Raw genomic sequence first — 7,025 nt, forward strand, 5'->3', positions numbered from 1 at the left:
GGCATTGTCACCGCCATCAGCGCCGATATCGGCCAGGTGGTCGGCGCTGGAACGCCCGTGATGACCGTTGCCGTCGATGGCGAGAAGGAAGTGCTGATCGCCGTTCCTGAAATGGATATCGCCGAGTTCCGGCCGGGTAAGGACGTCAAGGCGGGCTTCTGGTCCGACGACGCGCTGACGCTGGCCGGCAAGGTCCGCGAGGTCGCCGGCAGCGCCGATCCGCAGTCGCGCACCTTCGCCGTTCGCGTCTCGCTGCCCAACGATCCACGCGTGCTGCTCGGCATGACCGCCAACATCGAAGCCTCGGTGGCGAGCCGGAAGCAGATGGTGTCGATTCCGCTCAGCGCGCTCGCCCAGAAGGACGGCCAGAAGATCGTCTGGACCGTCGACCGCACCAGCGAGACGGTTCATCCGCGCCCGGTCAAGGTCGGCGACTTCACGGTGGACGGCGTCAATGTCGCGGACGGGTTGAAGCAGGGCGACGTCGTGGTCGCCGCCGGCACGCAGTTCATGACCGAGAACCTCAAGGTCAAGCTCTCCGGCGACGGGGCGCAGCAGTCGGCGTCGGCCGAAGGCAAAGCCGACATCACCAGCAGCCTGCGCTGAAGCCAGGCGCATGAAAACGCCGCTCGTTGAAGCAAGCGGACCATGGTTTCCGGGCGGCGAGCGCCCGGCTGTCGAGACGTCAGGTTGATGTAACCCCCACATCGATCCTCGCGTCCCACCGCGACGAGTGTCTCTCCGCCTCGGAAAGCCTCGCCGCCCGGAAGCCAGCATCGGAAATATCGTGAGCACGCGCAGATGCGTGCCTTTGCCGATCAATCGGAATGGACTGACGCCGATGACCACCGACAGCACTGAAAAGCGGCCCTTCAATCTTTCGCGCTGGGCGATCGGCCACCCCAGCATCGCCCGCTTCCTGTTCGGCCTGATCATCCTCGCCGGCGCGCTCGGCCTGATGCGCATGGGCCAGAAGGAAGATCCGGACTTCACCTTCCGCGTCATGGTCGTCCAGGCCGTCTGGCCGGGCGCCTCAATCCAGGAGATGGAGGACCAGGTCGTCAACAAGATCGAGCGCAAGCTGCAGGAAACGCCGCATCTCGACTTCGTGCGCTCCTACACCCGTGCCGGCAGCGCCATCATCACCCTGCAGGTGAAGGGCGACACCAACGCCGAAGAGGTCAAGGACGCTTTCTACCAGGTGCGCAAGAAGGTCGGCGACATCGCCAGCGACCTGCCGCAGGGACTGCTCGGCCCGTATTTCAACGACGAGTTCGGCGACACCTTCATCACGCTGCATTCGATCAGCGGCGACGGCTACAGCTATCCCGAGCTGAAGAAGTTCGCCATTCAGGCGCGCGACATGCTGTTGACGACGCCGGGCGTCGAGAAAGCCGTCATCATCGGCGACCAGCCGGAGAAGATCTATGTCGACGTCTCGTCGAAGGCTCTGGCCGAGCGCGGCCTGACGCTGACCGACCTGCAGAACGCGATAAAGGGCCAGAACAATGTCGATCCGGCTGGCTCGGTCGATACCGGACAACGCTCGGTGCGCATCTCGGTCGAGGGCGACGTCACCAGGGCCGCCGACATCAGGGAACTGCGCCTGCGCGCCGGCGGTCAGGTGACGCGGCTCGGCGACATCGCCACCGTCTCTTCGGGGCTGGAGGATCCGTTCCAGCGCAAGTACCGCTTCAACGGCCATGAGAGCGTCCAGCTCGGCGTCGTCATGGCCAAGGGCTTCAACGTCACCGACGTCGGCAAGGATGTCGAGGCGACCTACCAGCGCTTCGAGGAAGGCCTGCCCTACGGCGTCGCGGTTGACCAGATCTCCGACCAGCCGGAAGTCGTCCGCGATGCCGTGAAGGAGTTCATGGAGGCGCTGGGTGAGGCGCTGCTTATCGTGCTTGCCGTCTCGCTGCTGTCGATCGGCTGGCGTTCCGGCCTGGTCATAGCCATCGCCATCCCGCTGGTGCTCGCCGCCACCTTTGCCATCATGTACGAGCTCGGCATCGACCTGCAGCGCATTTCGCTGGGCGCGCTGATCATCGCGCTCGGCCTGCTCGTCGACGACGCCATGATCGTCGTCGAGATGATGGAGCGAAAGCTGGAGGAGGGGCTGGTCAAGATCGAGGCGGCGAGCTTCGCCTATTCTTCGACCGCCTTCCCGATGCTGACCGGGACGCTCATCACCACCGCCGGCTTCATCCCGGTCGGCTTCGCCGCCTCGACCGCCGGCGAATATGTGCGCACCCTGTTCTATGTCGTCGGCATCGCGCTGGTCGTGTCCTGGTTCGTGGCAGTCTATTTCACGCCATGGCTCGGCCACATGATCCTGAAGCAGCGCAAGCATGCCGGCAGTCATCACGACGTCTTCGACACGCGCTTCTACCGCCGGCTGCGCGCCACCGTCGGCTGGGCCGTGCGCCATCGCATCATCGTGCTGGTGATGACGCTGGTCACCTTCGCCACCAGCCTGTGGGCGTTCCAGTTCATTCCGCAGAACTTCTTCCCGCAGTCCTCGCGGCCCGAGATCCTCGTCGACCTCTGGCTGCCGGAAGGTACCTCGATCAAGGAGGTCGAGACGCAGGCCAAGGCGCTCGAAGGCAAGATGATGGACGATCCGGACAAGCGCTTCATCGCCACCTATATCGGCGAGGGCGCGCCGCGCTTCTTCCTGCCGCTCGACCAGCAGCTCAGGAATCCCAACTTCGCTCAGCTCCTTGTGATGGCCAAGGACGAGCCGGCGCGCGAGCGACTGATCGTCAAGCTGCGGACCATCCTGGCCGAGGATTTCCCCTCGATCCGTTCCAAGGTCGATCGCCTGTTCCTCGGCCCGCCCACCGGCTGGCCAGTGCAGATGCGGGTCATGGGTCCGGACCGCCAGGAGGTGCGCCGCATCGCCGACGAGGTGAAGGCGAAGTTCCAGGCCAACCCACTGCTCGGCGCCGTCCATGACGACTGGCTGGAGCCGGTGCCGGCGATGAAGCTGGTCATCGACCAGGATCGCGCCCGCGCGCTCGGCGTCACCTCGCAGCGCATCCGCCAGATGCTGCAGGCCACCATGTCCGGCGCGCCGCTCGACGATTTCCGCGACGGCGAGGAGACGGTGTCGATCGTCGCCCGCGAGCCGGAAGCGAGTCGCAAGCTGCTGTCCTCGGTCGATTCCGTCTATATCCCGACCGATTTCGGCGGCTTCGTGCCGCTGTCGCAGGTGGCCAAGGTCGTTCCGGTGCTGGAGCAAGGCATCGAGTGGCGGCGCGACCGCCTGCCGACCATCACGGTTCGCGGCACCCTGCCGGACGGCGTGCAGTCGAACGACGTCGTCACCAAGATGTACAACGACATGAAGGACCTGCGCGCAGGTCTGGCGCCCGGCTACAAGGTCGAGATCCAGGGCGGCGCCGAGGACTCGGCCGAAAGCCAGGCCTCGATCGCCGCCAAGGCGCCGATCATGCTGGCCGTCATCGTCGTGCTGCTGATGATCCAGCTGCAGCATTTCGGCAAGGCGATGCTGGTACTGGCGACCGGTCCGCTCGGCATCATCGGTGCTGCCGCGGCCCTGCTGATCAGCGGGGCGCCGTTCGGCTTCGTCGCCATCCTCGGCGTGATCGCGCTGCTCGGCATTATCATGCGCAACTCGATTATCCTCGTCGATCAGATCGACCAGGACATCGCTGTCGGCATGGAGCGATCCGAGGCCATCATCGGCGCTGCCGTGCGCCGCTTCCGGCCGATCATGCTGACGGCGCTGACCGCGGTGCTGGCGCTGATCCCGATCTCGCGCGCCGTGTTCTGGGGGCCGCTGGCCTACGCCATGATGGGCGGCATCCTCGTCGCCACCGTGCTCACCATCCTGGTGCTGCCGGCAGGCTACGCGCTGTTCTTCGGCCGCGAGCGCAAGAAGGCCGGGGTCGAGGGCAAGAGGCCCGAGTCCGAACTGGTGCAGAACAACGAAGAGCCGCAACTGGCGCTGGCCGCGGAATAACGTGGTGGCAACCTCGGATCGTCCGCCATCGCCACGGGTCGATGGCGGACGATCTGCATCGCAGGTCGGTGCGCTAGAGCAATTCCAGGAAAAGTGCGAAGCGAATTGCAGGGACGCGGCATCTTCAGGCGCGAGTATGAGGGATCGACGCTACGCGAGAGTCTCGGCCTGAAGCGGCCGCCGAACCGGTTCTTCGAGGAGACGACAGTCCGCAAGGCTGGCTGACGAGAGGCCGTTGGACAAAAGAGATCGGGCGCGCGCCGAGGCGCGCCCGATCTTGTTCTCAGGTCGCTGCGTCAGATGACGAACAGCCAGTTGGCGATCAGCATCACCGCCACGCCGGCGATCAGCGTCAGATAGGGCAGGGCGCCCGCCTTCTTGACCGAGAGGTCGGCTCCCGCCATGCCGAGGTCGGCCAGCATATGGTCGGGGAACTTGCCGCCGTCCTGGATGTAGTGGCGGAAGCAGAACACCGGGATGATCAAAGCCGCGGTGATCAGGCCCGCCCACAGCGCCATCGGGTTCCACACCTTGGCGCCGGCGCCCATGAAGACCGCGTTGACATAGGCGAAGATCGCGCCGATGCCGAGCAGCCAGGTCGGCGCCCGCCACGGCCGCGCGATATGGCCGTTGTCGATGCGGTGGATCCAGCCGGCGTTGAGGTTGAGGAAGTTGAAGATGATGTAGCCGCAGTTCGACACGGCGAGGATGAAGAAGAAGCTCGTCGCGTCGGCCGAGGCGATGGCCAGCACGATCAGGTTGAAGACGAGGTCGGTCCACATCGCCCGCGTCGGCGCGCCGTGCTCGTTGACGTGGCTGAGGTAGCGCGGCAGCCAGCCGTCGACCGAGCCCTGGTAGAGCGTGCGCGAGGAGCCGGCCATCGCCGTCATGATGCAGAGCACCAGCGCCAGGATCATCAGCATGACCAGCAGGCTGTGGATGATCTTGCCGCCGCCGACCATGCCGGCCAGCGCATCGGCGACACCGGACCCGTCGACGATCGGCGTCGCCAGCATGCCGTTGAGGCCGAGCACGCCCTGGAAGGTGAACGGCACCAGGATGAACAGCAGCATGCAGAGCAGGCCGGAATAGAAGATCGCCTTGAACGTGTCGGTGCCGGGGTTCTTGAACTCGGACGTGTAGCAGACGGCGGTCTCGAAGCCGTAGGTCGACCAGGCGGCGATGAACATGCCGCCCAGCACCAGTGTCCAGCCGGCGATGTTCCAGGCTCCCGGGTCGGGCGCGTAGGCGGCCGCCAGCGGCACCAGCGGCGAGAAGTTCGCCCAGTTGATCTGGCCGGTGAAGATCGGCACCACGCCGACGATCAGCATCGGGATGATGACCAGCAGGCCGATATATTTCTGCACACTGGCCGTGCCGAGGATGCCGCGATGCTGGATCGAGAAGATTATCAGCATCAGCACCGCGCCGATGAAGAAGGTGGCGTTGAAGGTGAAAGACACCGGACCCAGCGTATGGCCCCACAGCGACCAGGTGCGGATCGCCGGCGTCGCGGCTGCGGCGACCGCCGCGATGGCATCGGCAGGCGCCGTGCCGGCATGGGCGGCGATATAGGCGACCACTTCCGGCGAGGTCTCGCTGAAGACCGGGATCGGCGCCAGCGCGTTGAGGATATAGGCGGCGGCGATCGAGCAGCCGAGCGACAGCACCGGCGACCAGGCGAACCAGTTGCACCACACCGACAGCGGCGCGATGAATTTCGAGTAACGCAGCCAGGCGGTGGCGCCGTAGATCGAGGCGCCGCCGGACTTGTTCGGGAACAGACCGGCGATTTCGGCATAGGTGAACGACTGCAGGAAGCCCATGATCATGGACACCGTCCAGATCACGAAAGCCAGGGTTCCGGTCGTGCCGGCGATGCCGCCGATGGAGAACAGGACGAGGGCGGGAACGCCGCTTGCCACCCAGAAGGCGCCACGCCAGTCGATATGCCTGAGCAGCTTGCCTTCCGCAGGCTGCTCAAGGACCGTGCTCATTGTGCTCATATGTATGAATTCCCCTTTTTGCTGTTCCCCGCCGGTGTGCCTCGGCTGCGCGAAGCTTCCCCCCGGCCTCATTTCGAACGGCTGCAGTGTTTCCGCTCAGTCGCATTTTTTTCTTAACAGTGAAGATTGATCCGACGCGCTTTCACGTCAAGCGTTTTGTGGCGCCGTGCACATCACGCTTGCGAAATATGGCACGGACGCCACTGCGGCCGCCATCAAGACGGTCGGATGAGGCCTTGGAGGCGGCCGTCAGGAGCGCGGTTTCGTCTTTTGCGGGTCGTAATGCGCGAAGGCCACGACTCGCGCCGGCAGCCGCTTGGCCTGGCCGTCGAGCTTGCCGACCTCGACCTCCGTGCCGATGTCGGCATGGGTGACGTCGAGCCGCGCCAGGGCGATGGTCTTGCCGAGCAGCGGCGAGCGCATGCCAGAGGTGACGACGCCGATCTGGGCGCGGCCGACATGGACGCAGTCGCCGTGGCCGACAGGGATGTTCGCATCGATGTCAAGGCCGACCAGTTTCGTCTGCGGATGTTCCTTGCGCCTTATCAGCGCGTCGCGGCCGATGAAGTCGTCGGTCTTGGTCTTCAGCGGCACGGTGAAGCCGATGCCAGCCTCGAACGGATCGGTCTGGTCGGAGAACTCGTAGCCGGCGAAGATCAGCCCGGCCTCGATGCGCACCATGTCCAGCGCCTGCAGGCCCATCGGCTTCAGCCCATGCGGCTGGCCGGCCTCCCAGATCGCGTCGAACACTTTTTCGGCGTCGCGCGGATGGCACCAGATCTCGTAGCCGAGCTCGCCCGTATAGCCGGTGCGCGAGACGACCACCGGAACGCCGTTGCCGCCGCCGATGCGGGCGACCGCGAAGCGGAACCATTCGAGCTCGCTGATTGATGGCTGCAGCGGCGAGGTCCATACGACCTCCTTGAGGATGTCGCGGCTCTTCGGCCCCTGCAGGGCGATGTTGTGCATCTGGTCGGTGGACGAGCGCACCAGCACGTTGAGGCCGAGTTTCCTGGCGGTCTCGCGCAGCC

General features: G+C 65.3%; 5 protein-coding genes. 3 read left to right on the forward strand and 2 right to left on the reverse strand.

Annotation, left to right across the window (positions count from 1 at the left end):
* The 3 genes from EN742_RS18300 to EN742_RS40035 form a co-directional block, all read left to right on the forward strand.
* On the forward strand, positions 1–606 hold a 606-nt coding region (locus EN742_RS18300; protein WP_128333111.1), incomplete at its 5' end, for an efflux RND transporter periplasmic adaptor subunit.
* Between the two features lie 235 nt (positions 607–841).
* The gene (locus EN742_RS18305; protein ID WP_127405678.1) at positions 842–3,988 is read left to right on the forward strand and encodes an efflux RND transporter permease subunit; all 3,147 of its coding nucleotides are present in this window, start codon (positions 842–844) and stop codon (positions 3,986–3,988) included.
* A 93-nt stretch (positions 3,989–4,081) separates the two neighbouring features.
* On the forward strand, positions 4,082–4,213 hold the full coding sequence (locus EN742_RS40035) for a hypothetical protein (RefSeq protein WP_281033519.1): 132 nt from the start codon (positions 4,082–4,084) through the stop codon (positions 4,211–4,213).
* A gap of 71 nt (positions 4,214–4,284) precedes the next feature.
* On the opposite strand, the gene EN742_RS18310 is transcribed toward EN742_RS40035, so the two are convergent.
* Together EN742_RS18310 and EN742_RS18315 are read right to left on the reverse strand one after the other, a co-directional pair.
* The gene (locus EN742_RS18310) at positions 4,285–5,994 is read right to left on the reverse strand and encodes an APC family permease (protein WP_128333112.1); all 1,710 of its coding nucleotides are present in this window, start codon (positions 5,992–5,994) and stop codon (positions 4,285–4,287) included.
* A 249-nt stretch (positions 5,995–6,243) separates the two neighbouring features.
* The coding region (locus EN742_RS18315; RefSeq protein WP_148670142.1) for an aminomethyltransferase family protein at positions 6,244–7,025 on the reverse strand (782 nt) is incomplete at its 5' end.

Origin of the sequence: Mesorhizobium sp. M4A.F.Ca.ET.020.02.1.1 (assembly GCF_004022645.1) — a bacterium.
Classification (GTDB): domain Bacteria; phylum Pseudomonadota; class Alphaproteobacteria; order Rhizobiales; family Rhizobiaceae; genus Mesorhizobium.